We start from the raw sequence: 26,234 nt of genomic DNA on the forward strand, positions 1-26,234 counted from the left end.
AGCGGTGAACTGAAGGCTTTCGACGCGTGACACACTCCTCCCGAACGGGCCCGCCAGCGCCCGATCTATCAGACACTGCTATCGACACGCAGCTATCGCACCTTGGTCGCGATTCCCACCGATTCCATGGTTTTGTGAACCCACCTGTGGTGCGGGCATCGACAGTGCTGTTTCCAAGTGTGGAGGCAATGGAGAACCCGCGCGATGTCCGCTACACGTACGGGCTGACGGGTACGCCGACGACTGAAGCGCTGACGCAGGCAATCGACGCGTTGGAGCTGTCTGCCGGTACGGTCTTGGTGCCATCAGGGCTGGCAGCCGTCACTCTGCCCATTCTGGCGGTGGCGAAGCCGGGCATGCGCATCCTGGTCCCAGACAATGTCTACTGGCCGACGCGGCGTTTCTGCGACGGCACGCTTGCACGGCTCGGGGTCGAAACGCTCTACTATGATCCGCTCATTGGCGGAGGCATCGGCGCGCTGATGAAAGAGGGTGGGGAAACCATTCTTTTCACCGAGGCTCCCGGCTCCAACACGTTTGAAATGCCCGATTTGCGTGCGTTTGTGAGCGCTGCAAAGAGCGCCGACGCCATAACAATGATCGACAACACCTGGGCGACACCGCTGATCTACAAGCCCATTGCCGAGGGCTTCGATTTCTCGATCCAGGCGGGTACCAAATATTATGGTGGTCATTCGGATCTTCTGATTGGATCGGTCTCGGCATCCAAACGCCTTTGGCCAGCGCTGCGCGAGACGCACCAGTTCATGGGGCTGCAGGCGGGAACAGAAGAGATATTTCTCACCTTGCGGGGCATGCGCACCTTGCGTGTACGCCTTGAACAGCATGAACGCTCGGCGCTGGAGATGGCGCAATGGCTCGACGAACAGCCTTTCGTGGAGCGCGTGATGCATCCCGCGCTGCCGTCTGATCCGGGGCACACCCTGTTTATGGACCTGTTCAACGGGCGCGGCAGTGGGTTGTTCGGGTTTGCTTTACGCGGCACGCGTGAGCAGGGTCGGGCCATGCTCAATGCGTTGTCGCTGTTTGGGCTTGGCTACTCTTGGGGAGGCTATGAGAGCCTGGCGGTTCAGGCGCAACTGGACCACTGCCGGACGGTTCAGGGCTGGTCGGGTGGCCCGGTGGTGCGGCTGCAGATCGGGCTTGAGGACGTGGCGGACCTAAAGGCCGACATAGCGCGCGCAGCGCAAGCAGCAGGCCTGCCGGTGGCGAACTGAAGACTAGCGCAGCTGCGCGGCTGCCGCATCGTTGGTGAGAACATCAATCGTCACCGCGTCCCAGCCGTTGAGGACGATACCTTCGACGCGTGCCACAGCCCGCACTGCAGCACCCTCTTCTGCCAGCGCCCGCCGAACCGCATCGGCCTCAGGCTGGGTCACAAAGGCAGCACGACACCCCTCGCCCGCAAGAAACGCGGCCACGCCCTCCGGCTCGGTCTCCAAAATGAGATCGGTGCGGGTCATCAAAACAAGGCTCGGCTCACGGTAGCCCAGCGTCGCCAATTCAGGATCTGCGCAAACCACGGCATCTAGCGCGCCCGCCAATTGCGGCGTGATCCATAACGTCCTTGCGCTGGGCAGATGCCCCGCGAACGATCCGGCAAACAGGCACAGTGCACAGGCCACGATGCAAAGGCTTGCGGCGCGGGCATGACGATGCAGAAGAAAGCCCCATGCGATAAGAGCCAGCAAGATGACCGCGGCCCCGAACGCCGCGCCGCTGGGCGCGATACCATCGCCCCACTCGGTCAGCAAAAGCGGCATCGCAATCGCAAGGGCAACCGGAACGGCAAAGATCACCAGCTTAACGAGGCCTGCCCAGAACCCCGCAGGCAGTTTTTCAAACGCCACCATGCGCGCCGCGAGCACCGCCAGTGCCGGATAAAGTGGCAGCGCATAGTGCGGCAGCTTCAGCGCGGTCAGCTCCAACATGACAAGCGCGGGCACAATCCAGGCGATGAGAAATTTGGTGCCGCGATCTTTCCAGGTACGCAGTGCAAACGGAACTGCCAGCAAGGCAAGTGGCCCAATAGGCCATCCCAGGGTCGGCAGTGACACGAAGGTTATGAGACCCGGAAAAAGCGAGGGATCGCCCGGCTCGCCTTCAAAGGCTGCTGCAAGCTCCCGTCCCACCGCCACATCGAAGAAGCTGCCGCCTGATGTCAGCGAGATCGCCACAAACCATGGCACCGCCAGAAGCGCCATCCACAAGATGCCGTAGCCGGGCCGCAAGCGGCGCACCCATAAAAGGCGTCGATCGGCAAGGCTCGCGAAAGCACCGGTTGCCAGGACGATGGCCGGCATCACCGGCCCTTTGACGAGCAAACCGGCGGCCATCGCAGTCCAGAAGATCGCCGCATGATAAAAACGGACCGCGCTGTCGCGCTTGCTGATAAAGGCACGGGCAAGGATTGCCTGAGCGATGACCGTAAGCGCCAAAAGGACGGCATCCGTTTTGGCGAGACGTGCCTCTGCCGCAACCAGGATCGTGCATGAAAACAAAATTGCCGCCGCAAAGGCGAGCGGCGGCGGGCCAAAGCTCAGCGCCAGCCAATACACCAGTAGGGCCGCCAGACCGGCTGCGACCAACGATACCGTTCGGTAAATCCAAACGGGCGGCGCGTCACCCTCAACATCCGCACCGCTTATGATAAGCGCTGCCGACTGCAACCAATAGATCCCGATTGGCTTGTCGTACCGCGCCCTGTCCTGAAAGCGTATGTCGACGAAATCGCCGGTAGCCACCATTTGGCGGCTGGCCTGCGCGTAGCGCGATTCGTCGCGATCGATCGGGGGGATTGTCGCAACACCCGGCACGAACGCCGCGGTAGCGATCAGCGCAACGCACAGCACGGCCACCAGACGCACGCGGGCCAACCCATCGAAAGCGGCGGTCAACCATGCGGCCGGCCGATCCAGCCATCCAAGGCGCTCACCGATCCTTTGCCGTTGGGCTTGGACCTGTGTCCGCAGATGCCCAACACCATCGCGCATGCGCGCTGCACCTGCCGCAGAGCTTTCGCGCAGTGATGTTGCTAAGGCGGCGGCTCGCCCGTCTTCGCCACCAGCCTCGCTTTCATCATGATCATCAGCTGGGACGTCGAACAGATCGGCAGCGTCACCTTCTGCTGGCGCCCACAAACCCGCGCGAACAGCTGCGGGTATGCTCAGCCCGGTCTGTGACGAGCTGCCATCGTCTTCGCTAGCCTGCTCTGCGGTAGACTTTGCACTTGCTGAAGCACGCCTGCGCGGTGCGGTGGCCTTTCTGGTGGACGTTTTTCTGGCCGTCGTGGTGCCAGTCCCTGCCTTCGCGCGCTTGCGTCTGGCGGGCTTTGTACCGGCCCCGGTTCGCGACGTGGTGGAGCGGCTTCTTTTGGCTGCCGTAGCCTCGATGCCCTCGGCGCTACCCTCAGCTGCGGCTGCTGCGTCCTCTGACGCTGTGGAATCGCTTCCCGATGCAGGCGTCGCCGCGCGGGATGATCTGCGTTTAGCGGTGGTCGATTTGGCCGTCGTGCTGCGGCGCGCGGGCTTGCGCCGACTGGGTTTGGCCTTGTCGCCAGCGCCCTTGGCCTCGTCTGGGGTTGCGTTCGCGGATGCCTCCCCTGCACCCGCTGCCGCGCTTTCAGCCTGGTTCGGTGCTGACCTATCGCTTTGTCGAGGCGTCCGGGAAGAGGCTGTAGACGAACGCTTGCGCGCCGCCGCTGGTTTGCGCGTGGCGGTGCCTGTGCGCTTACGCGTGCCAGTACCAGCCCGACGTTTGGGTTTTTTCTGTCCCGAGCTATCGCCGTCGTCAGATGATGCACCATCCGCATCGTCGGAATCGTCGGGAGGGGAAACCATGACGCAAAGCGCCTCTTTGCAGTGCCGCGCCGCGGCTTGGATTGGCGACCTCGGCAGGATTCGAACCTGCGACCGTCGGATTAGAAGTCCGGTGCTCTATCCAGCTGAGCTACGAGGCCAATACGCGAAGAGATGGTCGGGGAAAAGGGGGCTTGCGGTTTGGAGGCGACACAGTTGTTCAGTGTGTCCAGGGGGTCCGACGATCATACTTGAAATTGTCTGCGTAAGCGACGCGTCTGCGAACCCGTTCTTTTGGCGCATCAACGCGGAAGGCAAGCCCATTTCGCTCCGCGTACGCGATTGCATCTTCCTTGCTATCAAATTGCAGCTTGATCTGAGCTTTCATGTCGGAGGATGACGTCCAACCCATCAGCGGCTCGACACTGCGCGGCTCATCACGGCTAAACTCGAGAACCCAGGATTTCGTCTTGCCTAAACCAGACTGCATGGCCGTTTTGGCCGGACGATAGATCCGCGCAACCATCGTTGAACCTCCCACGCACCAGCGGCTTTCTCGCGGCTAGCGATCAGCCTCGATACGAACCGATCGTTTTTACAGATTGGTCGGGGCAGCAGGATTTGAACCTGCGACCCCCTGCTCCCAAAGCAGGTGCGCTACCAGGCTGCGCTATACCCCGAGACCATGTCTGTTTCCGACCGTTCGACGGCCTCACACTATGTGCGAAGGCTGAACGATCCCCGAATGGACGGCCAGATAGCACTGATATCAGGGGATGAAAATGGCTTTCTCAAGCTTTGGCAGCTGTTTTGGGGCCTGACTGGAGAGCCGCGTTAGCGTGGTTTGAATGCAACGACGCCGTCATTGTGTTGGACGGGGGGACGGAAGTCTCGTCGCCGCTTGTCAGCTGTTGATCACGTGACTTCGCACCGATGCCAGGTCGGCAGGGGTGGCGGCGTATGTCGGGAACCGCTCAAGTCCCGAGTTGGCTGGCAATCCGGAGGCGTGTGCCGTGAAATTGCCGTTCGCTGGATCTGCAAGCTGCGGGTCAGTTTGAACGGAATTGGCCTCTTGTGCGGTTGTCGTCTGGAGGTCGGGCAACAGCGCTATAACCGTGCCGTTAATCTGCGCTCTGGGCGAATTGGCAAACACATTGTTGTCTGTGCCTGCGGCCAGGGCGCTCACATTGTACGTCCGGTTCCACCAGAACCCGCTATCGTCAAAGATATTGCCGAACGAAACCAATGTTCCACCAGGGGAAACGACATAATGGTTACTTGTGTTGTCGGCACGGACGATCACGTTCCGGCGCATTGTGGTTGCATCGCCGGCCTCTCGTACCGCGCCTACCGTGAAGTTCCCGTAGGTTCGGTTGCCCTCAAAAAGGTTGGTTCCTTCGCTCAGATACCGCACGAAATGAGCCTGTCCGCCGGTCGCGCCGATGCACCAGTTATCGCGGACCGTTGATGTGGCGTGCGATCCTATCAGGATTTCGCCTTCTTCGATCTTGCATCGCTCCACCACCACATCATCAGCCCACGAACCGCCACCAAGATCGCCCGCAAAGATCGAGCAGTCTTCGATCGTGATGCGGTCGTACAGGTCGCTGACGTCCGCTGTGTGTCCACCGATGGCAGCCATGGACTGGGAGCTACCCGAAACACCGCGGAAATGGCAGCGCCGGAACGTTCCCGTCTGGCCGCTGCCGCTAGGCGTGTAGAATTCCAATGCGATTGCGCTTTCGCGTGTATCAACGAAGTCCTGAATGCAGCACACGCCTTCCATCAAACCGCTCGCGGCAAGCAGGGAGTGCACTGGGTGGGTTTGGTTGAGCACAATGTTGGTGGCCAGAAAGTTGAACCCTGCGCGGATGCCGTTGCGATGGAGCTGACGGCCAAACTCCAAATATCTCAGTGTCGCATCGTCACCGAACGCCGGGCCGCTTGCATGGGTGTAGCTGTAGGTCTTGCCGTTGGTGCGCGGGTCGCTACCGTCAAGCGGGTGAACGTAAAACGTATAGGTACCCGGTGGCAGCTCACCGTTCGCGCCCGCACCATCCTGTACATGGTAGGTGCCGGGCGTTGCCTGCACCGCCGCAACACTTTCAACCCAAGTGGGAACCGTACCGTCTTCCCCCATAAACGGAACGAGGCGGTTGCTGCCGCTATCGGGGGCCGCCTCAATCGTCCCGTCAAAACTGTAGACGCTGGTGTGGCTGTCGCCGCGCTCAGCGCTCGTCTGCCAAGATGTCACGACGGTCTCGGCACAGATGAGGGGCAGCCCATGGCTCGCGAAGTCGCCGTAACCTTCAAGGCGGATACCATCAAGCGCACGAAAATCGAGGTTGCCTTCATTGATGGCCGAGCCCGCTGCGATCCCTATGGATTGGCCGTTTGAGCTGAGGGAAAGCGCTTGAGCCAGACTGGCAAGCGGCGTTGCCATGCTGCCATCGTTGCTGTCTGAGCCAGTCACCGAGTCGACATGGAAGTCGAAACCGCCCGCGAGCGCTGCGCCGCCAAGATGCGGCAGCCCTAAACCCAACCCCAAAGACAGCATGCTCAAACCCCCTGCGAGCCATTGACGGCGGCTCAAACCTGGCACCGGAGGGGCTGGCTGAACCGAAGTGGCTATTTGAGGGTTGTTGCTAAGGGCGGGGAAAGAGCGTCGGGTATTCCCCGATCCGGGGGCATCGACCGTGTCAGCGTTGCAGGTCGGCATGGATGACGCGATCGCCCGGCTCAAGCCCGATGCGGTCGGCTGTGCCGGCAACAAATTCCAGCACCGCTATGACCGGCCCGCGCGACGGGACGCTGCGCCTCGAGAGTGGCTCGGTATCGCGCTCGATGCGGTGAACGATCCCGTCTTCGGCGATGAAGACCATGTCGAGCGAAACGAACGTATCCTGCATCCAGAATGAAGCTTCACGCGCTTGGGCAAATGGAAAGAGCATCGCGTAGTTATCGGGGAGCGAGCGGCGATGCATCAGTCCCAACGCCTGCTCCTGCGCGGTGCGGGCGATCTCAATCTGGAACGTATGTTCGCCGGTTTTGGTCTCGACAACGAGACTGGATTGCTCAAACGCCAGGGCTGACGCGAGCAAGAACAGACTTGTCGCGACAAAAACGGCGCTTGTCGCGACAACTTTGTTGCCTATTGCGCTCATGTTGCGCGCTCGGGCCGCTCTGCTTACCATTCGGTCATCATAGATCGGCTGGCGCACACGACAAGCGCCGCTTGGTAGCCGCCAGCGAGGGGTAAGCACGCTGAAAAATAAACAGCGCGCACTCCGTGAGGCATACATCTAATGGGATGCGGGGATCGCGGTGCCGGTAACGGGCCGAACCTCTGCTGCCATCTTGCCCTTCGGCCCATCGCCGTACCGGACCATGACTTCCTGGCCGGGGCGCAGCTCCGTTAGGCCGAAGCGGCGCAGAGTTTCCATGTGAACAAAGATGTCCTCGGACCCCTCGCCCTGGGTCAGGAAGCCAAAACCGCGAATGCGATTAAACCATTTGACGGTCGCCCGCTCGAGGCCTGAGGTCGGCGTAACATTTACATGGGTCCGCGAGGGCGGCAGTTGAGAAGGGTGGATGGCGGTCGACTCATCCATGGAAATGATTCGAAGCGCCTGTAGTCCACGCGGACGGTCGAGTACTTCGCAAACAATCCGCGCACCTTCATAGGCAGTCTGATAGCCATCGCGGCGCAAGCAGGTAACGTGCAGCAGAATATCACGCGCGCCATCATCGGGCACGATGAAGCCGAAGCCCTTGCCCACATCAAACCACTTGATATGCCCTGCCACCTCGAAAACATCGAGATTGGGATCATCACGCCCTACCTCTTCGCCAAGCTCTTCAAGAAGCTTGGGGTCCAAGGGTGGTTTTCCCGTCATGCTTACCCACCTAACCTGCGCAGTCCGCCGCTGCCACAATCGCCACCGTTGGCGCGCGCCGCACAGCGCTACACCAACTGATTCTTATGGCAAGAATGCCCCTCGCGCTTCTGGCGGGGCAAGCCCCTTAACCATATCTTTACCTATCCGATGTGGTCGCAAAGGCACACATTTTCGTGGACCGTGACGTATTTGCTTCGCCTCTCGCTAGGCTCAGCTCGCCATTGAGACGGCTTGGGTGAAAGCGGAGCCGATTGAGCCGCGGACAATGCAGGCAGCGAGGTTGTCGAGGGGGGTGTGCTCTCGATTTATGATTGCCAAGGTCGCACCTTGACTGGCCGCTAGCCGGGGAAGGCTGGCGGCGGGCTCGACAACTAATGATGAGCCCAGAACAAGGAAAAGCTCGCAATCGGCAGACCACTGCGCCGCGCGCTGCAAGGCGGCTGGGTCAAGGTTTTGGCCGAAAGAGATCACGGCTACTTTGACCAGCCCTCCGCATGATTCGCATCGGGGACAGGCACCGGTGCGCTCGATAACCCCCCGGACCGCTTCAAGCTCCATAGCGCGCGAGCACTCAAGGCACCGTCCGAACGTTGCGTTGCCATGCAGCTCGACGATGCGCTCGCCCGACACCCGACCACGTTTGTGCAACCCGTCAATGTTCTGCGTGATGATCCCGTGCAGCTGTCCACGCTTGTACAAGGTGTCGATGCACCCGTAGCCCTGATTCGGTTGGGCGATCGCGAAGTCGTCATTCATGATGAAGCGCCGACGCCAATCCTCAAGACGCGCTGCTTCGTCTGAAACGAACTGCTGATAGGTGATCGGCTGCATCCGCGACCAAATTCCATCCGGACTGCGATAGTCTGGAATACCCGACTCGGTTGACATGCCTGCACCGGAAAAGACGGTGATCAGGTCCGTTGACGCGATCAGGTCGGCAAGTTTCTCAACGCTTGCCTTTTGGCCCGGTTGCTCGGTCATCGATTTTGGGCTCGCCGCCGCTCAACACAAAGATCCAACGAAAAAAGCATCCGTGCGCATTTGCCCAGAGCGGGTGCCCTGTTTTTGTCAGTGATCGGCTTGAACACGCTTTCCAGCTTGCCTATAAGGCCGCCTTGCGCAGTGCGCTGCGCGCCCATCGTCTAGTGGTCTAGGACGCCGCCCTTTCACGGCGGAAACACGGGTTCGAGTCCCGTTGGGCGTGCCAATTCTCCGTCCTTTTAGCGTACGAACAGCAGATTTGATGGCAGCTCAAGCTGTCATCTGCATGGGCTGCTGGCCGCGCATCAGGTCCTCAAGCGTGTAACGATCGAGGACTTCGACGAAACCGTCATAGGCCGCAGCAAAAATACGATTGACGGGGGTCACCTGCCGAACAACGCAATCGACCGGCTCACCGAAACAGTCAACCACAATCCGCGTTGGTTCCGTAATGCGCAGAACCGACCCAAGATTGATCTCGCTCGGGTCCATGGCAAGTTTGATACCGCCGCCGCGACCGCGCGCGGTGTGTAGTATGCCTTCGCCAGCAAGCTGCGCGACAAGCTTTTGAATGTTGTACTCACTGATCTTCTGACGCTGGGCGATTTCGCTGGAACGAACCGCTTCTGGCATGGCTTGGGCGCAGTCAATCAATATCCTTATTGCGTACGATGTTTGCTTTGATAGCCGCATGGGCCTGTCTCCCGATTAGGGTCCCAAGGTAATCGCTCAGACGGCAGAAACCAAGTGCCGCGACCTCTATGCCTTTGGCTGGCTCTACGGAACCAGCCAACTGGAAGACAGCTGCCCTTCCTTGTCCCAGGCAAACTTGGCTCGGCGGTGGCCCTGATGGGCGAGATAAAGCCATTCAAGCGAGTGGATTTGGAGGGTCACTGCTGCGAAGTGGTTTTTGCCAGCATCTGGATCGTCTGCTGCCAGAAAGGCCAGGTCTTCAGGCGATGGCACCTTGGTCCCCGGTGTCGCGACGACCCGATAGCACTCCCGTGAAAACGGGCGCGTCGCGTCCCACGCCGTCTGATGCAGCTCGGTATCCAAGTGAACACGCGCAACAGCCGCAAGCCGAACCTGAATCTTCGCACGGGCATCATAGATATGAACACTCGCGCGGGGGTTATCTCGCAACTGGGCGAGTTTCGGTGCGCGGGTATCGGTGTGGAAACGGAGGGTTCGATTCGTACGATCGAAGCCCCGATTGACGACAGTACGCTGCTCAATGGAGCCATCGGCGTTGGCCGTGGCAACGGTCAAGGTGTGAAACGCAGAGCGGCGATCTTTCACCCCGCGCGACAGCAAGCCCAAAGCGTGCTCAAGCGAGGCTTCGAGCGAGTTGTAGTAGCTGGGAAGTGGTTGTTCGGACATGCCATCTGAGGTGTGCCGGGCAACGCTGACCGTCAACCCCAATCTGCACTAGCGATGAGGCAGTGCGGCATCGACGACCCGCAGTTGGGGCGTGTCTCGGCCTTGCCAACTGTTGCGAGAAACCGTTGCAGCGATGTGAAGGGGCGCACCGTCACGCGCCTGCAGGAGCGCGTCGCCCAGCTGTGTCCCGACGGCACGGAACGCGATAGCGTCGACTATTCCACCTGCTCCGTCGGCCAGTGTCGCTTTGACGTGATTGGTGCCAACCGGTGATGCTTTGCGTACGACGTGACTTGCGAATGCGAAAATAGGCTCCGGAAAGCCTTGGCCAAACGGCTCTATACCTTCGAGCGCGGCCACCAGCTCCATAGACGCGCCCGTTGCCGTCAAAACCGCATCGATGCTCAGCGTGCGTACCGCCAGATGCTCTTGTGCAGCGCCTTGCATGGTCTCCGTGAGGAAACGCGTCGCGTCTTCCCAATCATCGTCGGCAAGTGTCAGGCCGGCCGCCATAGCGTGTCCACCGCCCTTGACTATCTGCCCGGCCTCCAATGCGGCGTGCACCGCAGCGCCGATATCCACACCCGGAACGGAACGGGCGGAGCCCGTCCATTGATTGGGCGACGAGCGCGTGAAGGCGACGCTGGGCTTGTGAAAGCGCTCTTTCAGGCGTGCGGCAATCAGACCTGCGACGCCCGGATGCCATGTCTCGTCGCGAACAAACAGAACGGGCGCGTCCGCTTCGTTGGATTCGATCATGGCGATCGCTGCATCAACTGCTTCAGCTTCGAGCGCCTGGCGCTGCGCGTTCAATGTGGTCAACTCATCCGCGATCGAAGCCGCTTCCTCCAGATCGTCCGTCGCGAGCAGACGGGCGCCCATTGCCGCATCTCCTATCCGGCCACCGGCGTTGATTCGCGGTCCCAAGACATAGCCGAAATGGAAAGCTTGCAGCGCCGTTTGCAGATTGGCACGCGTGACAAGTGCCGAAAGACCAGGATTGTTGGCCTTTCGGGCCATCTTCAGCCCTTGAACGACGAAGGCCCGATTAAGCCCGATAAGCGGAACGACATCGGCAACGGTGGCCAGGCCGACACAATCGAGAAGGCCCAGCAGGTCCGGCAAGTCCGATCGCTGCCGGGCTCGGAGGGAGCGATTGGCGGCGACAAGGGCCATGAACGTCACGCCCGCAGCGCACAGATGGCCCAAGCCGGAAACATCATCCGGACGGTTTGGATTGACAAGCGCGTCCACGGGCGGGCCGAGATCACGCATCTGATGATGGTCAAGGACAAGGACAGAAAGACCGATCCCTTTCGCATGGGCCAGTGCCTCATGGCTGGTCGCGCCGCAGTCCAATGTGATCAACAGGTCGATGCCATGAGCCGCTAGCGCTTCAATGGCCGGAGCATTGGGGCCATAGCCTTCGGTTATCCGATCCGGAATATGGATATGGACATCGCATCCCAAAGCGTGCAGCCATCTGCCGAGGATGGCGCAGGATGCTGCACCATCCACGTCGTAGTCACCGAACAGACCGATTGTTGCGCCAGCCTCCACGCAATCTGCGAGCATCTCCGCAGCGTCGTCCATCCCGCGCAAACTTGATGGATCGGGCATCAAGGCACGCAGGCTTGGGTTCAGCGCCGCCGCCGCTTCGTCGGGACGGACGTCACGGCCTGCCAAGATGCGCGCGACCTGTGGATGAGCATCTGTCGCCTGCTGAATCGCCAGCGGCCGAGGATCGTCGGGCTCCAGTCTGCGGGACCAAAGTTGGCCCGATATCGAACGATCAACGCCTAGGACTGCCCTACTGGCATCGGGGCAAGCGCTCGGCGTGGCCAGATCAGTCGAGATGGAACTTCTCAAGCAGCGTATGCTTGCCCTTGATCCACCTTACCGTTTTCGTCGAGGAGCGCATGCACACTGTTTCGGTGGTGATGACCCCATTACCGAAGTGAACCCCATTGAGCAGATTGCCTTCGGTCACGCCCGTGGCGGAGAAAATCACGTCGCCACCGGCTAGCTCGTCGACCTTATAGATCTTTGTTGGGTCTGTGACTCCCATCCGAAGGGCCCGATCACGCTTGTCTTTGGTATCGAGAATGAGGCGGCCCTCCATCTGTCCGCCAACACAGCGAAGCGCAGCTGCAGCCAGCACACCCTCCGGAGCGCCGCCGATTCCCAGATAGAGGTCAATTCCTGTCTCAAGCGGATCGGTGCAATGGATGATACCAGCGATATCGCCATCGGGAATCAGCCGGAGGGATGCACCCAGCTGGCGAACTTCCGCAATGAGTGCCGCGTGGCGTGGCCTATCAAGCACGCAGGTTGACACCTCGGAGATCGGGACGCCTTTGGCATCGGCAACCGCCTTGATGTTCTCCGTCGGGCTCTTTTCCAGACTGACCAAGCCGTCAGGATAACCCGGACCGATTGCGATCTTGTCCATATAAACGTCTGGAGCGTTGAGCAGGCTGCCTTTTTCGGCAAGCGCAACCACCGCGAGGGAGTTGGGCAAGTTTTTCGCGCAAACCGTTGTGCACTCAAGCGGATCGAGCGCGATATCAACTTCCGGACCGTCGCCCGAGCCAACCTTTTCGCCGATATAAAGCATGGGCGCTTCGTCGCGCTCACCTTCCCCGATGACGATCTCACCGACAATTGGAAGCTTGTTCAGCTCGCGCCGCATGGCGTCCACTGCAGCCTGATCGGCTTCGGTTTCGTTGCCCCTGCCGCGCCAACGCGCCGCCGAGACCGCCGCACGCTCAGTCACCCGGACCAGCTCAAGCGTTAGGATGCGCTCGAGAACGAGTTCGCCGGGGGTGATGATCGAGTCGGTCATGGGGGGCAGGCCTTTGCTTGAGAAACGGTGCCCGCTCTTACCATGGCCCGATCACGCTCTCACCGCTCAATGCGTATGATCTGTGGGGTTGCGTTAACATGACCATCCTTGACGATCGACGCCATCGCCTCGCGAACAGCCTGCTCCATGGTCTCATGGGTGATTATGATCACAGGTTGATGCGTGTACGCAGCCTCGTCCGTTGGCCTGCGGCGCTGGACGATCGACTGCAGCGAAATGCTGTGCTCAGCCATCCGATTGGCGATCGCAGCGAACGCGCCCGGGCGATCTTCAACCGATAGGCGAATGTAATACCCACCCTCATGTGAGCGCATGCGCGCCTTTTGATAGGGTTTCAGCGCAGCGCGCGGAAGCCGAAGTGGATTGGGCGCAAGGCCGCGGGCAAGGTCCTGCAAATCTGCGAGGACCGAGGCCGCAGTGGCGTCTCCGCCAGCGCCGGGTCCAGACAGGACAATCTCTCCGAGCAGGTCGGTGTCGATCGCGACCGCATTGAGAACACCGTGCACCTGCGCCAGCGAACTATCGGCGGGCAGCATGGTAGGATGGACCCGCTGTTCAATGCCGCTATCGGTCGCCTGCGCGACCCCAAGAAGCTTGATCCGGTAACCCAGTTCCTTGGCGGCCTGCATGTCTTCGGGCGTGATCGCGCGGATACCTTCGATGTAAAGATCGTTAGCCTCCACCTCGGTACCGAAAGCAAGGCTGGTCAGAAGAGCGAGTTTATGGGCCGTATCGAAGCCGTCGATGTCAAAGGTCGGGTCGGCTTCGGCGTATCCGAGAGCCTGTGCATCGGCGAGGACCGCATCGAAGGCCGCGCCCTCGCGTTCCATGCGGGTGAGAATGTAGTTGCAGGTCCCGTTGAGGATGCCGGAAACGCGGGTGACCTTCTGACCCGGAACCGCATCGCGCAGAACGCGGATAGCCGGGATGCCGCCAGCAACCGCAGCTTCGTAGAGAAGGGGTGTGCCGTTTCGCTCCGCAAGATCGGCGAGCGCCAATCCATGCGCAGCCAGCAGGGCTTTGTTGGCCGTAACCACCGGTTTTCCAGCTTGAAGCGCCGCCTCCACCAGTGCTTTGGCCGGTCCATCTTCGCCTCCGATCAACTCGACAACGACATCAACGTCGGTGGCACCGGCAAGCTCAGTCGCATCGCCGTAAAATGTAAGCCCGCTCTGGTCAAAGCCGCGGTCGGCGTCGCGATTGCGGGCGCTGACGGCTGAGATCACAAGGGGCCGAGCACCCTCAGCCTGCAAGTCGCTGCCGCGGCTCAGAAGCAGCCGCGCCAATGCGCTGCCGACTGTACCAAGGCCGGCAACACCGACCTTCAAAGGGCTCTCGGATGGGGGAATGCTCATGGTCGCAGGTCCAGACGAAAAGGCGATGACCTTTTCGCCCGCAAGCCGGAAATCAGCGGTGGGCGCTCAGGTTGACGACGTTATGCAAGCTCTCATCGGCCGTTTCAAGGAAGCGGCGCAGATTGCGGGCCGCCTGGCGGATGCGATCCTTGTTTTCGACAAGCGCGATGCGGACATATTCGTCCCCATGCTCACCAAAACCAACACCTGGTGCGACGGCCACGTCGGCCTTCTCGATAAGCAACTTGGAGAACTCCAGACTGCCAAGATGGCGGAACTTTTCCGGTATGGGCGCCCAAGCAAACATGGACGCCGCCGGAGCGGGTATTTCCCAGCCGGCCCGACCAAAGCTCTCAACAAGGACATCGCGCCGCCCCTTATAGGTCGCGCGCATATCGTCCACACAGTCTTGCGGGCCGTTGAGCGCGGCGCTTGCCGCAACCTGAATGGGCGTGAATGCGCCGTAGTCAAGGTAGGATTTGACACGTGCAAGCGCTGCAATCAGGCGCTCATTACCCACCGCGAAGCCCATACGCCAGCCAGCCATCGAATAGGTCTTCGACATAGAGGTGAATTCGACCGCAACGTCCTTTGCACCGGCGACCTGCAGGATTGAAGGCGGCGGATTATCGTCGAAATAGACCTCAGAGTAGGCAAGATCGGAGAGCACAATCAACTCATGCTGGCGGGCGAAGGATACCACGTCACGGTAAAAATCAAGGCTGGCGATGTGCGCTGTCGGATTGGAGGGATAGCACAACACCAGTGCAAGCGGGCGCGGTATCGAATGGCGAACTGCACGCTCAAGCGCATGGAAAAACTCCGGGCCTGGCTCACAGGGAACCGACCGAACCGATGCGCCGGCCATCAAAAAGCCGAAGGCATGAATCGGATAGCTCGGATTTGGTACCAAGATCACGTCGCCGGGGGCCGAAATAGCCTGCGCCATGTTGGCGAAACCCTCTTTCGAGCCGAGCGTCGCGACGACTTCGGTGTTCGGGTTGAGCTTCACACCGAACCGGCGCTGATAATACGCAGCCTGCGCCTTGCGAAGGCCTGTTATGCCGCGCGATGCCGAATAGCGATTGGTCCGTGGCTTGCCGACGGTCTCGATCAGCTTAGCGTTGATATGCTCCGGCGTTGGTAGGTCGGGATTGCCCATACCAAGATCGACGATATCCGCGCCTTGCGCGCGCATCTTTGCCTTGATCTGGTTGACCTGCTCAAACACGTAGGGAGGCAGGCGGCGCACGTGATGAAATTCGTTCATGGCAGCAACCTTCTCAGGCATAGTCGTAAGTTCTGTTAGGGGAACTCGACAAGCGCAAGAACCAAGTTGGCCGTCGCGTCACGATCCCCAGCGAGGCATTTGCCTAGCGAGAAGCCGACGAGCAACACATCCATGGCATTTTTGCGATGCATCAAGTCCGTTGTTGCAAATGTTTCTCACAAAGCCCCTAAGGCCGCAATGCGCATAAGGACGCTTAAATTCCCTGCGCAATGCATCCCAACGGAGCCTTGTGGTGGATAAGGCTGCAGGGGCATAATGAATCAAACGTAAAACAGCGACCATGAAGCGCTGAAATGTGAACAGAATGTCGGGCAGTGTGGTCCGACTGAGGGAAGGAAGCGGACTTATGGCGGAAACGGGTGACACCTCCCCCGGGAAGAAAGGCGCTAGCGCGCGCAAAACCCATAGCGGAAAAGCGCCGCCAAGGACCAATGCTCCTAAGTCTGCCTCGGTCAATGCGGAAATCCGCGCCAAGGCAGCCGCGGCAGCTCGCGCTGCCCGCCGGGGCAAGCCCAACACGACCGCGAATGCTGCAGGCACAAAAACCAAAGCAGCCCAAGCGAAGGCCGCTGCCAACGGAAAAGCAAGCGCCACCACCAAGGCCACCGCCAAAGCCAAGGCTGCCGTAACAAAAACGCCAAAAGCGACAGCGGCACAGCGGGCCAAGGCAACAAAAGTGAGCGCAACAAAAGTGAGTGCAGCAAAAGCCTCGGCGAAGCAGGCCGCTCCGAAGCCAAAAGCAACAAAAGCACCGGCAACCAAAAAGACGACAACGTCTGCGACCGCCAAGAAAACGATCGCAAAACAAGCGGCAAAGACGACACAGGCGAAATCTGGGCGCACCACAAAGCCCAAAGCGGCAGCGAAGCCCGCCGCAGCGTCTGCGCAAGCCAAACGCAAGCCATCACAAACGGCTAAGGCGAAGGTTGAAAAACCGGCAAACGCAGCACCGGCTAAGAGAGCCGCCGCAAGGAAACCGGCGGCTCAGAGCAAAACCGAAACGACGAAATCGGTAGAGAGGCAAAAGTCGCCCTCCGCACGCAGACGACCAAGCGCAGGGAAAGCGCCCACGACAAGAGCGACGACCGCCAGGACCTCAGCCGCAAAAAGTCGGGCGAAGCCAACCAGCACGGCCGCCGCAAGCAAAGCTGGCGAAAGCAAGCCGCCAGCAGTGCGAAAAGCAGCGGCCAAACGTGCTGCTCAACCCGCGACCAAAACGAGTGCGCCCGTTAAGGCGCCCGTGAAAAGGGCTGCAAGCACCAAACCGCCCGCAGACAAGCGTCGGAAAGTGCCGGCCGCCCCAAAGGCCGAGAAGGCCCCGGCTGCGCGTCGCGCTCAATCCAGACCAGCGAAGCTGCAACCCGAACCGAGCCCAGCCCCCGCGCCGAAGATGAAGGCAGCACCAGAGATCAAAAGAGCGGAAAAGCCCGTCTCGCAGCCAAGCCCAAAACCAACGGCCAAGGCACCCCCGCCACCCGAAAGGCCCCTCACCGACTACAGCATCAATGATCCCGATGCTTTTGCCGCGAACCTCAGCAAATATGTCGAAGAGAGCGGAAGGGTTTGGGCCGCCTACCTGAAGCCACGCGAGGACGGGAACGTCAGGCCGGTGCAGGCCGACGAGATGGGCGAAGTGGTCAAGACGCTCAGCCAGGTCAGCGAGTATTGGCTCTCCGATCCGAAAAGGTTGGTTGACGCTCAAACCCGGCTTTGGACCGGCTTTTTCGATCTATGGGCCCATTCGGTCTCTCGGCTCAGCGGTGAACCTGCCAAGCCTGTTGTCGAGCCCTCACCGGGAGATCGGCGTTTCAAGGACCCCGATTGGTCAAGCAACGAGTTGTTCGACACGGTCAAGCAGGCCTATCTGCTGCTCTCGAAGTGGGCCGAAGGCCTTGTCGATGAAGCAGCTGAGCTGGACCCCCACACACGGCACAAAGCCCAGTTTTATATGCGCCAGATCGCAAGCGCGCTGTCGCCAACGAATTTCGTGGGCACCAATCCCGAGCTGATCAAGGAAACGCTGTCATCGAACGGCGAAAACCTTGTTCGGGGTTTGAAAATGCTCGCAGAGGACATCCGCGAAGGTCAAGGCGATCTGAAGGTCAGGATGACCGATACAAGCCAGTTCAAGGTCGGCGAGAACATGGCGACGACACCTGGCAAGGTGGTGCATCGCAATGACGTGTGCGAACTGCTGCAGTACTCGCCAACCACCGACACAGTGCTCAAGCGACCGCTTCTTATCGTTCCGCCCTGGATCAACAAGTTCTACATCCTCGACCTGAACGAGCAGAAGAGCTTCATCAAATGGGCGGTGGCACAGGGGCACACCGTCTTCGTGATCTCGTGGATCAACCCAGATGAACGCCACGCGGGCAAAAGCTTCGAGCACTACATGCGCGAAGGCATCATGGAAGCTTGCGATGTCGTCCACGCCATCACCGGCGAACGGCAAGTCAACACCATCGGCTACTGCGTCGGGGGGACGCTCCTATCGGTCACCCTCGCCTATATGGCAGCAACAGATGATGACCGGATCGCCTCAGCCACCCTATTTACAACGCAGGTCGATTTCACGCATGCAGGCGACCTCAAGGTGTTTGTCGATGAGGAGCAGCTGAAGGTTCTCGAGGGTCAGATGGCCCAGAAGGGCTTCCTCGATGGCAAGAAAATGTCGTCTGCGTTCAATATGTTGCGCGCAAACGATCTGATTTGGCCTTACATCATCAACAACTACCTCAAGGGCAAAAACCCGATGCCCTTCGACCTGTTGTACTGGAACAGCGACTCAACGCGGATGCCTGCGGCCAACCATGTTTTTTACCTGCGCAACTGTTACCTCGAAAACAATCTGAGCAGGGGCAAGTTGGTCCTGGATGATGTCAAGCTCGACCTCGCCGACGTTACCGTGCCGATCTACAATTTAGCAGCGCGCGAGGACCACATCGCACCACCGGAATCTGTGTTCCTCGGCTCGCAGTTTTTCGGTGGAGACGTTCGCTATGTCCTCGCAGGATCAGGCCATATTGCTGGCGTCATCAACCCGCCCAACAAGAAGAAATATCAGTTTTGGACCGCCGGTCCGCCGCGCGGCCGCTACGAGGACTGGGTCGAACAGGCCAGCGAAACGCCGGGCTCGTGGTGGCCTGACTGGCAGGTTTGGATTGAGGGGCTCGCACCTGACCGCGTACCCGCGCGCCAGCCTGGTGGCAAAAAATACCCGCCGCTGGGAGATGCGCCAGGCACTTACGTGTTGGCCAAGGCCTAAAGTCGTCAGCGTCGTCCGCGTAACGCGCGCGCTGATCAGCACGGCTTAGCTGGGAACTGAGCACGGCTTCGCGCGACAGCAGCTTCTGTACTGCGTCGTATTGATCCCAAGCGGGCTGCGGTCGTCCGTGCCTTGCAGTGCGGCGACTGAGGAAAACCACCCTGTGAATCACCCATGGAAAGCCGGGCTTAATTCGCGCTGCCGGCAGCCTTTGGTTTCGGCTCGAGCGGAACAACAGCTTCGGTGACAGGCAGCTTGGCAGGTTCCACAGAACCGGGCGCTGCTGCGGGCTTTGGCTGACCGTTCGCCGATGAATTTGGCGTGGTCGTGGGCGTGGGTGTCGTTGGTTGACCCGCGCCGTTCGGCGTTGTCACTGCGTTTCGTGCGCTCTGTGATACGGCCGCGCTCAATTGCGGCTTCGCAGTAGTTACCGGATCGCCCGAGCGGGTTGGCGGACGCGGGGCAGCGGCCGATGCGGTTGCACCACTCGGTGATGTGGTTTGAACCGGAACCAGCTGCCGTAATGCAGTACCCGCACGGCTTTCCCCGCGATCAGAGTGCGGCGCGGGCTTGATCAGGGTCGGGCGCGCAGCTAGGGCGGCCCCATTCGCTGGCGCAACGGCGGGCTTGGCGGGCGCAGCGCTGATCGGTGTGGAGGTGGTTGAGGACTTTTGTGCCGCCGTACTAACAGCGACAGGTGATCGCCCTGCAGCGTTGGTCGTTTGAGCTGGTTGGGCGGCTGCATTGGTCTGCTGGCTCTGGGTCGCCTTGGCGCGCCTCTCGGCCTCTGCCCTCGCCAGGGCGCGCTGTTTAGCCTCTTCTTCACTTTTGACTGCCGCTGCTGCAGCTGCGGCGGCGGCCGCAGCAGCTCGTTCGCGGGCGGCACGTTCGGTTTCAAACCGTGTCATAAAGGCCGGAACGCCTGAGGCTGGGATTGGATGCCCATACAAAAAGCCCTGACCAAACTCGCAGCCAAGCTTAGCAAGCTCTTCAGCGATGTCCTGCTCCTCAATGCCTTCGGCCACAATGTCCATTTCCAGATCGTGGCCCAGCGCCACAATCGCGCTTAGCACAACTGCGGGCTCACCAGGCGTCATCGCTTTGACGAAGCTCTGGTCAATTTTGATGGTATCGAATGGGAAACGCTGCAAATAGCTTAGCGACGAGTAGCCCGTACCGAAGTCATCCAGCGACAGACCAATCCCCAACTCGCGGCAACGAGCCAAAACTTGCTTGGCGTATTCAGGATTTTCCATGACCAGGGATTCGGTCAACTCGAGCTTGATCGCGGAGCCGGGCAGATCGGCGCGAGCCAGAATGGCCCGAAGATCATTGAGCAAATCGTGCCGCAAAAGCTGCCGTGAGGAGATATTGATTGAAGTGAAAAGCTCGACGGCGTTGGGGTCGATCCGCATCCAGTAGTTCAGATCGCGCGCCGCCCTCTCCAAGACGAACAGACCGACCGGAATGATCAAGCCCGAGCGTTCGGCGATCGGCACGAATTCAGCCGGCGCCATCCGTCCATGACGCGGATGGTCCCATCGCAGCAGCGCTTCGAAACCCGCCAGCTTTCCGTCGGACAACCGGACAATCGGTTGGTAGTACACCGACAGCTGATCTTGCTCCAGGGCTCGCCGCAGATCGGCTTCGACAGCCACAAGGCTGCGCCCATGCTCACGCAGAGAATGACGAAACGCCTCGCACCGATCGCCACCGAGGCGCTTGGCATGCGCCATCGCGATTTCCGCAGACTTTAGCACGTCTTCGGCGTCATCAACGGCAGGATCAAAAGTAGCCAAACCGATGGATGCTGTGAGGTTGACCTCTTGGTCGCCCAAAACGACCGGCGCTTGGATTGCGCGGCGGACTTGCTCGGTGAACCTTGCGATTGCCGTCGGCTCCTGTTCCGACAACAGCAGGATACCGAACTGATCCGCACCAATGCGCGATAAGCTATCGTGCGGCTTGATGAACTTATCGATCCGTCGGGCAACCATCGTTAAAATGGAATCGGCGGTGCTGACCCCCACGGCGGCATTATGTTGGGCGAAGTGATCGATATTGACGATGATCACGGTGGGCTTGGCTACCTTTTCCATACGCGCGCGCTGCATCGCCAAGTTGACGCGATCGACAAAAAGTTCGCGGTTCGGAAGCCCGGTCAGACTATCATGAACCGCATCACGCAACAGCCTTTCCTGGGTCGTCTTCATGTCGGTGACATCGAGCATTGTGCCGATTAGCCGGAAGACCTTGTCGCCCTCACCCACCACCGGTCGGGCCCGCAAGCGGAACCAGCGAAAGTGACCGTCCTCGGTGCGCATCCGCAAGGTCTGGTCAATGCGCCCGCGGGCATTTTCAACGACCGCCTCGACAACGTGACGGAAATGGTCGCGCTCGCCGGGATGAATAGCGCTGAGCCAATCGAGGAAAGGACCTGCGAGCGAACCTCGTTTAAGACCGAGAAGGTCTTCGGTTGCGGGCGAGGAATACACCCGATCGCGCGCAAGATCCCAATCCCAGATCAGGTCCCCCGAGCCCCCCAACGCAAGCAACTTGCGTTCGCTATCCGATACAAGGCCTTCGGACAGAGACCCGCCAGCAAAGGCGTGCTGCATGACCGTGAAGCCCAAAAGCAGGACGATCAATACAAGCCCACCGGCCAATGCCGGCGCAACAAAATCGTTGACGATTTGACCGGTGACGGCCAGCCAAGCAGCTAGCAACCAGGATAGGAAGACCATCCAGCTTGGGATCAAATGAACAGCGCGATCAAACCGGTGGACCGCCATGGGAAGGATCACGATCAGCCCGCCCAAACCGATCACGCCCAAGCCAAGCCGGGCGATGCCGGCCGCGATCTGCGGCTCATAAAACGCTACAACGATCAGGCAGACGAACAGGGCTGTTGCGGCCAATCCTACCTTGAAGAAGGCACTGTGGATCGTGCCAAGGCCGAGATAGGTGTAAACCAGAAAAACAAGGGTTGCCGCTAACGAGACTTCAGCGATTGCGCGCGATGTCTGTTCCTGGCCTGGTTGCAGATCAAATATCTGGTTCCAGAAGCCAAACTCAATGGCGAGGTAGGCCAGTGCAGCCCAAGCCACGGCAGCGACGGCGGGGAACATCAAAGAGCGTTTGACGATAAATAGTATCGATAAAAACAGCGCCAAAAGGCCAGCGATTCCAAGCACAATCCCTTTGTACAAGGTCGTGGCATTCACGCTATCGCGGTAAGCTGCCTCCTCCCAAAGGATCAGCTGAGGCAGCCCTCCGGTACGCATTTCCGCAACGTAGGTGACCACAGCGCCTGGATCGAGCGTGACCCGGAAAACGTCAGCTTCCTGGCTTTCCAGCCGTTGGGGCGCAAGTCCCTGGCTAGGCGAAATCGTCACCAGACGTGAGGCGCCCAGGTCTGGCCAGATGATACGACTGTCAGCGAGCCGAAAGTGTGGCGCTACAAGCAACCGATCGACCTGTTCATTGGATGTATTGGAGAGTGCAAAGACCACCCAGTTCCCTGCGCTACCGTCCTCACGCGATCGGACTTCGATCCGGCGTACGATCCCGTCGGGGCCGGGCGCGGTGGAAACCTGAATGCGATCGCCAACATCGACGAAGCGATCAACGGCACGGGTTAGGTCGAGAGCGTCGGACTCCAGAGGGACATTGATCGCCTCAAGCGCAGCGGCTGGCGCGGCCAGCAAGCAAACGATGGTCACCAGTAAGGCGAACAGTCGGCGCAACGGATCTCTCCCCTTGGGGTACACAACACACGTCGCCCGGGCGCACTCAACACAGTGCATAGCAAGGCCGGCACCTTGCCATCATCGGGCGAAATTCCTGCGTAGCGTTTCCAAACAGTTAGCACAAGCGCGCAGCTAGCCGATGAAGGGCTATCAAATAGCTTATTTCATGCGGTGAAGGTGCAAGCTGTCATCTCGCTTGGCCGCCGCTGGCGAACGGCTCAATCGCCGGCAATCTTGGCGAAAAGACGATGGTCCTGCCAGCGCCCATCAATTTTCAGATATCCGCGCGCAATACCCTCGGACCGAAAGCCAGCGCCCTCAAGCAAGCGCCGGGAGGGCTCATTGTGCGGCAGGCAGGCTGCCTCGACACGGTGCAGGCCCAGTTCGCCAAACAGAAACGGAAACAGGGCTGGCAAAACTTCGCTCATATACCCCAGCCGGGCGTAGGGCGCTCCCATCCAGTAACCGAGTGCGCACGATTGGCTGACCCCGTATCGAATATTGGAAACCGTCAGGCCACCCATGAGTGGGCGGTTGTCCGGCCCGAAAACGAAGAAAGCGTAACCTGTGCGATCGCGCGAGTCCTGTGCATAACGTCGTAGTCGGCGGCGAAACGAAGGTCTGGTCAGCTCATCAAGTGGCCAACGCGGTTCGAAGGGCTGCAGAAAGGCCTTCGACTGATTGCGTAACTCCGCCCATTCCGAGAAGTCGGTCTCCTCGGGAGCACGCACGAGGCATCGCTCCGTCTCAAAAACCGGTGAGCTTGATGGCGAAAGGGACTTAAAGAGGGTCACGGCTGGGGCGAGTTTTTTGTGGCCGCAACAACTTCACCTAATCCAACCAAAGGTCAAGCGCTTGTGAAGGACCGACGGCAGAGTGAGCAAGCCTCATATCGCTTGCTACGCGGGTCCAACAGTCGCGCACGCGCGATAGAGATGCGTTTTCGATCATCTCTTCAAGCGTAGCACGGCTACGCAGGGCACCCAGAACAGACAGTTGGCGCGCGTTTCGCGCAGCCAGCCCGCTGAGGCTTTCTGCCGACATGGCGAGCGATGCGCGAAACTGACGCTTTGCGTTCTGCAGCTCGTGCTCACTCATGTCATCCGCCAGCCTTCTGATCTCGTCGACAATCCGCTGTTTGACTTCCCCAACTTGATGCGCGCCAGTGGCGGTCTGTACAACGCCCAAGCCGCAATCCGCATAGATGAGCGGGTAGGCGTCGATTGTGTATGCAAGACCAGCTTCCTCCCGCACCGCTTGGAACAGGCGCGACGTCATGCCGCCACCCAGAATCTGGATGGCCAGGGCGTGGGCAATGGCATCCTCAGCAGCGTAGGCCGGCGCTTCCCATGCGAGGGCCAGATGTGTGTCGAAACTGTCACGGGCTTCAACGAACCGACCCGTGGTGAAATGCGCTGCCGCGCGCGGCTCAACGCCATGTGCTGGAAACGAGGGAGCTGCACCAACCAGCGCCCGCTCAATCTCAGCATGCTCGATTGGACCTGCCACGGACACAATGGAAACAGCCGAAGCATACCGTCGTGCCCGAAAGCCGCTCAAGCGATCAGCAGTGAGAGCAGAAACCGTTTCATCATCTCCCAATATCGGCTGTCCCAGCGCCTGACCGGCGAATGCCGCCATGCCGATACCGTCGCCAACCCGGTCGTCGGGCACATCGAGGCTTCCCGCGATTTCCTGGCAGACAACATCCTTTTCAAGCGCGATATCGCTGGCATCGAAACGCGGTGCAGTGGCGATATCGAGCAGAACATCCAGCCCCGTGCGCCAATCGTCAGCGAGCATGCGGACGGAATATGTCGTGGTTTCATGGCTGGTCTCGGCATTGATGTCTCCACCCAATGCTTCGATCTCGGCAACGGTTTGAAACGCGCTGCGCCGATGGGTTCCCTTGAACGCCATATGTTCAAGAAAATGGGCAAGGCCTTCCTCGCCCGCGCGCTCGTCGCGCGTACCGGCATCGATGAACAGACCGATGGATATCGTCTCCGCAGCCGGCTGATGGTGCGTTACCAGGCGCAAACCTGACGGAAGGGTGCTGACGGTATCCACAGTCTGCCCACTCTTTGTCTCAGGCGGGTTGGCTGATCCGCGCGTGGTCGAGGACGAAAGCTTCGACAGCAGCCTGATCGTTTGGCAACCGCCGCATCTTCTCGTCGCGGTCCATCAAATCCGAAAGATGCTCGGGCAACTGCGGCGCTTGGCCTGTTGCGTGACGAACGGCAGCGGGGAACTTAGCCGGATGAGCGGTGGCTAGGGTGATGATCGGAACCGCTGGGTCAAGCGCCTCCTCCCGCTCTATCGCTCCAGCTACATGCACGCCAACAGCTGTGTGCGGATCGAGCAGGTAACCGCAGTTCTTGAGGGTGTCGTGCATCGCCGTGTCCACGGCTGTCTCATCCGCACGCTGAGCCGAAAACTCTGCGCGAATGATCGAACGTGCCGTGCTGGACAAAGTGAACGCCCCGGATTGCTTGAGGCTGGCCATAAGGTCGGAGATGGCCTTCGAATCTCTGCCAAGTGCATTGTACAGCAGCCGTTCAAAGTTCGAGGAGACCTCAATATCCATCGACGGCGAACTGGTCGCCAGAACACCACTTGCCTCGTACCGGCCGGTCTCAAGGGTACGAGCCAGAATATCGTTGGCGTTCGTCGCGATGATCAGCCGATCGATCGGTAGGCCCATTTTCTTGGCGACCCAGCCCGCGAGAATGTCCCCAAAGTTACCCGTTGGAACACAAAAGCTGACGGGTCGGTCAGGCGCGCCGAGCGCTGCAGCGGAGGTGAAGTAGTAGACGATCTGCGCCACAATCCGCGCCCAATTGATCGAGTTCACGCCTGACAGGGAAACCTGATCGCGAAACCTCTCATGCGTAAACATCGTTTTCACGATGCGCTGGCAATCGTCAAAAGTCCCATCAACCGCCAAAGCGTGCACATTGTCGGACGCGCTTGTGGTCATCTGCCTGCGCTGCACGTCCGAGACGCGGCCATCGGGGTACAGAATGAACATATCCGTCCGCTCGCGACCCAAGAAGGCGTCGATCGCGGCCCCGCCTGTGTCGCCGGACGTTGCACCAACGATCGTGGCACGGGCATCGCGCTCGGCCAGAACATGATCCATGGCGCGCGCCAGGAATTGCATCGCCACGTCTTTGAAGGCCAGGGTGCGGCCATGGAAAAGCTCAAGGACAAAATGGGTCTTATCGAGCTGAACGAGCGGCGCGACTGCCTTATGGCGGAAGGTCTCGTAGGCGCCGTCTATAATGACTTTCAGTGACTGTTGATCGATGGTCCCACCGACAAACGGCTCAATCACTTCGAACGCGACATCGGCGTAGGATTTACCACGAAACGCGCGGATCTGCTGTTGAGACAGCTCAGGCAACGCGTCGGGGACGTACAGCCCGCCGTCGGGTGCAAGGCCGGCAAGCAGCGCATCGGCAAACGAAAGGCCGGACGAACCGCCACGGGTGGAATGGTAGCGCACGTTTGGTCTCGCTTAGCGTGTCAGAATGCGCTCGTGTTACGCCAGCACTGCTTGGTCGTCCAGCGGCAACGGTTGCGGCGCTTTTGTCTCCGCTTTGCGGCCCGCCACCAAAAGTTGAT

General features: G+C 60.0%; 19 protein-coding genes and 3 tRNA genes. 3 read left to right on the forward strand and 19 right to left on the reverse strand.

Annotated elements, in window-relative coordinates:
• The first annotated feature begins 26 nt into the window (after positions 1-26).
• Complete coding sequence (gene metC / locus AAF739_06735; protein ID MEM6382353.1) at positions 27-1,238, forward strand: cystathionine beta-lyase; 1,212 nt, start codon at positions 27-29, stop codon at positions 1,236-1,238.
• A 3-nt stretch (positions 1,239-1,241) separates the two neighbouring features.
• Here metC and AAF739_06740 read toward each other — a convergent pair whose 3' ends face one another.
• The 8 genes from AAF739_06740 to AAF739_06775 form a co-directional block, all read right to left on the reverse strand.
• Positions 1,242-3,860 carry a phospholipid carrier-dependent glycosyltransferase gene (locus AAF739_06740; GenBank protein ID MEM6382354.1) on the reverse strand — a complete coding sequence of 873 codons (2,619 nt, stop codon included), beginning with the start codon at positions 3,858-3,860 and terminating at the stop codon, positions 1,242-1,244.
• A gap of 42 nt (positions 3,861-3,902) precedes the next feature.
• Positions 3,903-3,979, reverse strand: a tRNA-Arg gene (locus AAF739_06745).
• Between the two features lie 59 nt (positions 3,980-4,038).
• Positions 4,039-4,344, reverse strand: a complete 306-nt coding sequence (locus AAF739_06750) for an ETC complex I subunit (protein ID MEM6382355.1) — start codon at positions 4,342-4,344, stop codon at positions 4,039-4,041.
• Positions 4,345-4,421: 77 nt separating this feature from the next.
• Positions 4,422-4,498: transfer RNA gene (locus AAF739_06755), tRNA-Pro, on the reverse strand.
• Positions 4,499-4,722: 224 nt separating this feature from the next.
• Positions 4,723-6,375 carry a hypothetical protein gene (locus tag AAF739_06760; protein ID MEM6382356.1) on the reverse strand — a complete coding sequence of 551 codons (1,653 nt, stop codon included), beginning with the start codon at positions 6,373-6,375 and terminating at the stop codon, positions 4,723-4,725.
• A gap of 142 nt (positions 6,376-6,517) precedes the next feature.
• Positions 6,518-6,982: a DUF192 domain-containing protein gene (locus AAF739_06765; GenBank protein MEM6382357.1), complete on the reverse strand. Its 465-nt coding sequence runs from the start codon at positions 6,980-6,982 to the stop codon at positions 6,518-6,520.
• A 138-nt stretch (positions 6,983-7,120) separates the two neighbouring features.
• Positions 7,121-7,714 carry a cold-shock protein gene (locus AAF739_06770; protein MEM6382358.1) on the reverse strand — a complete coding sequence of 198 codons (594 nt, stop codon included), beginning with the start codon at positions 7,712-7,714 and terminating at the stop codon, positions 7,121-7,123.
• A 213-nt stretch (positions 7,715-7,927) separates the two neighbouring features.
• A complete protein-coding gene (locus AAF739_06775) occupies positions 7,928-8,698 on the reverse strand; it encodes a Sir2 family NAD-dependent protein deacetylase (protein MEM6382359.1) in 771 nt (256 codons plus the stop codon).
• A 150-nt stretch (positions 8,699-8,848) separates the two neighbouring features.
• Between AAF739_06775 and AAF739_06780 the strand changes: the two genes are divergently transcribed.
• Positions 8,849-8,924, forward strand: a tRNA-Glu gene (locus AAF739_06780).
• Positions 8,925-8,968: 44 nt separating this feature from the next.
• Here AAF739_06780 and AAF739_06785 read toward each other — a convergent pair.
• The 7 genes from AAF739_06785 to AAF739_06815 form a co-directional block, all read right to left on the reverse strand.
• Positions 8,969-9,391 carry an Rrf2 family transcriptional regulator gene (locus AAF739_06785; protein MEM6382360.1) on the reverse strand — a complete coding sequence of 141 codons (423 nt, stop codon included), beginning with the start codon at positions 9,389-9,391 and terminating at the stop codon, positions 8,969-8,971.
• An 84-nt stretch (positions 9,392-9,475) separates the two neighbouring features.
• Positions 9,476-10,078 carry a pyridoxamine 5'-phosphate oxidase family protein gene (locus AAF739_06790; protein MEM6382361.1) on the reverse strand — a complete coding sequence of 201 codons (603 nt, stop codon included), beginning with the start codon at positions 10,076-10,078 and terminating at the stop codon, positions 9,476-9,478.
• A gap of 48 nt (positions 10,079-10,126) precedes the next feature.
• Positions 10,127-11,947: a single-stranded-DNA-specific exonuclease RecJ gene (gene recJ, locus AAF739_06795; protein ID MEM6382362.1), complete on the reverse strand. Its 1,821-nt coding sequence runs from the start codon at positions 11,945-11,947 to the stop codon at positions 10,127-10,129.
• Positions 11,925-12,923, reverse strand: a complete 999-nt coding sequence (gene glpX / locus AAF739_06800; protein MEM6382363.1) for a class II fructose-bisphosphatase — start codon at positions 12,921-12,923, stop codon at positions 11,925-11,927. The genes recJ and glpX overlap by 23 nt, the downstream gene beginning before the upstream one ends.
• A 59-nt stretch (positions 12,924-12,982) precedes the next feature.
• Entirely contained in the window at positions 12,983-14,299 is a 1,317-nt protein-coding gene (locus AAF739_06805) for a homoserine dehydrogenase (protein MEM6382364.1), read from the reverse strand.
• Between the two features lie 52 nt (positions 14,300-14,351).
• Entirely contained in the window at positions 14,352-15,569 is a 1,218-nt protein-coding gene (locus tag AAF739_06810; protein MEM6382365.1) for an LL-diaminopimelate aminotransferase, read from the reverse strand.
• 1,005 nt (positions 15,570-16,574) lie between these two features.
• The gene (locus AAF739_06815) at positions 16,575-16,781 is read right to left on the reverse strand and encodes a hypothetical protein (protein MEM6382366.1); all 207 of its coding nucleotides are present in this window, start codon (positions 16,779-16,781) and stop codon (positions 16,575-16,577) included.
• A 199-nt stretch (positions 16,782-16,980) separates the two neighbouring features.
• Here AAF739_06815 and phaC point away from each other — a divergent pair, with 199 nt between their 5' ends.
• Complete coding sequence (phaC, locus tag AAF739_06820; protein ID MEM6382367.1) at positions 16,981-18,858, forward strand: class I poly(R)-hydroxyalkanoic acid synthase; 1,878 nt, start codon at positions 16,981-16,983, stop codon at positions 18,856-18,858.
• A 188-nt stretch (positions 18,859-19,046) separates the two neighbouring features.
• Here phaC and AAF739_06825 read toward each other — a convergent pair whose 3' ends face one another.
• The 4 genes from AAF739_06825 to thrC all read right to left on the reverse strand — a co-directional run bounded on the left by AAF739_06825 (position 19,047) and on the right by thrC (position 26,115).
• Positions 19,047-22,604, reverse strand: a complete 3,558-nt coding sequence (locus tag AAF739_06825) for an EAL domain-containing protein (protein MEM6382368.1) — start codon at positions 22,602-22,604, stop codon at positions 19,047-19,049.
• Between the two features lie 221 nt (positions 22,605-22,825).
• Complete coding sequence (locus AAF739_06830; GenBank protein MEM6382369.1) at positions 22,826-23,338, reverse strand: GNAT family protein; 513 nt, start codon at positions 23,336-23,338, stop codon at positions 22,826-22,828.
• Between the two features lie 100 nt (positions 23,339-23,438).
• The gene (locus AAF739_06835) at positions 23,439-24,677 is read right to left on the reverse strand and encodes a pitrilysin family protein (GenBank protein MEM6382370.1); all 1,239 of its coding nucleotides are present in this window, start codon (positions 24,675-24,677) and stop codon (positions 23,439-23,441) included.
• A gap of 19 nt (positions 24,678-24,696) precedes the next feature.
• On the reverse strand, positions 24,697-26,115 hold the full coding sequence (gene thrC / locus AAF739_06840; GenBank protein ID MEM6382371.1) for a threonine synthase: 1,419 nt from the start codon (positions 26,113-26,115) through the stop codon (positions 24,697-24,699).
• Positions 26,116-26,234 lie beyond the last annotated feature (119 nt).

It is taken from the genome of Pseudomonadota bacterium, from assembly GCA_039024915.1.
Classification (GTDB): domain Bacteria; phylum Pseudomonadota; class Alphaproteobacteria; order Rhizobiales; family MH13; genus MH13.

What these genes read in the sequence shown, in the direction of transcription:
- AAF739_06770 (MEM6382358.1), bottom strand. Translation starts at nt 7,714, where the DNA reads ATGACGGGAAAACCACCCTTGGACCCCAAGCTTCTTGAAGAGCTTGGC.
- AAF739_06805 (MEM6382364.1), bottom strand. Translation starts at nt 14,299, where the DNA reads ATGAGCATTCCCCCATCCGAGAGCCCTTTGAAGGTCGGTGTTGCCGGC.
- AAF739_06765 (MEM6382357.1), bottom strand. Translation starts at nt 6,982, where the DNA reads ATGAGCGCAATAGGCAACAAAGTTGTCGCGACAAGCGCCGTTTTTGTC.
- phaC (MEM6382367.1), top strand. Translation starts at nt 16,981, where the DNA reads ATGAAGGCAGCACCAGAGATCAAAAGAGCGGAAAAGCCCGTCTCGCAG.
- AAF739_06790 (MEM6382361.1), bottom strand. Translation starts at nt 10,078, where the DNA reads ATGTCCGAACAACCACTTCCCAGCTACTACAACTCGCTCGAAGCCTCG.
- AAF739_06750 (MEM6382355.1), bottom strand. Translation starts at nt 4,344, where the DNA reads ATGGTTGCGCGGATCTATCGTCCGGCCAAAACGGCCATGCAGTCTGGT.
- AAF739_06810 (MEM6382365.1), bottom strand. Translation starts at nt 15,569, where the DNA reads ATGAACGAATTTCATCACGTGCGCCGCCTGCCTCCCTACGTGTTTGAG.
- AAF739_06785 (MEM6382360.1), bottom strand. Translation starts at nt 9,391, where the DNA reads ATGCGGCTATCAAAGCAAACATCGTACGCAATAAGGATATTGATTGAC.
- AAF739_06760 (MEM6382356.1), bottom strand. Translation starts at nt 6,375, where the DNA reads ATGCTGTCTTTGGGGTTGGGTTTAGGGCTGCCGCATCTTGGCGGCGCA.
- AAF739_06740 (MEM6382354.1), bottom strand. Translation starts at nt 3,860, where the DNA reads ATGGTTTCCCCTCCCGACGATTCCGACGATGCGGATGGTGCATCATCT.
- glpX (MEM6382363.1), bottom strand. Translation starts at nt 12,923, where the DNA reads ATGACCGACTCGATCATCACCCCCGGCGAACTCGTTCTCGAGCGCATC.
- AAF739_06775 (MEM6382359.1), bottom strand. Translation starts at nt 8,698, where the DNA reads ATGACCGAGCAACCGGGCCAAAAGGCAAGCGTTGAGAAACTTGCCGAC.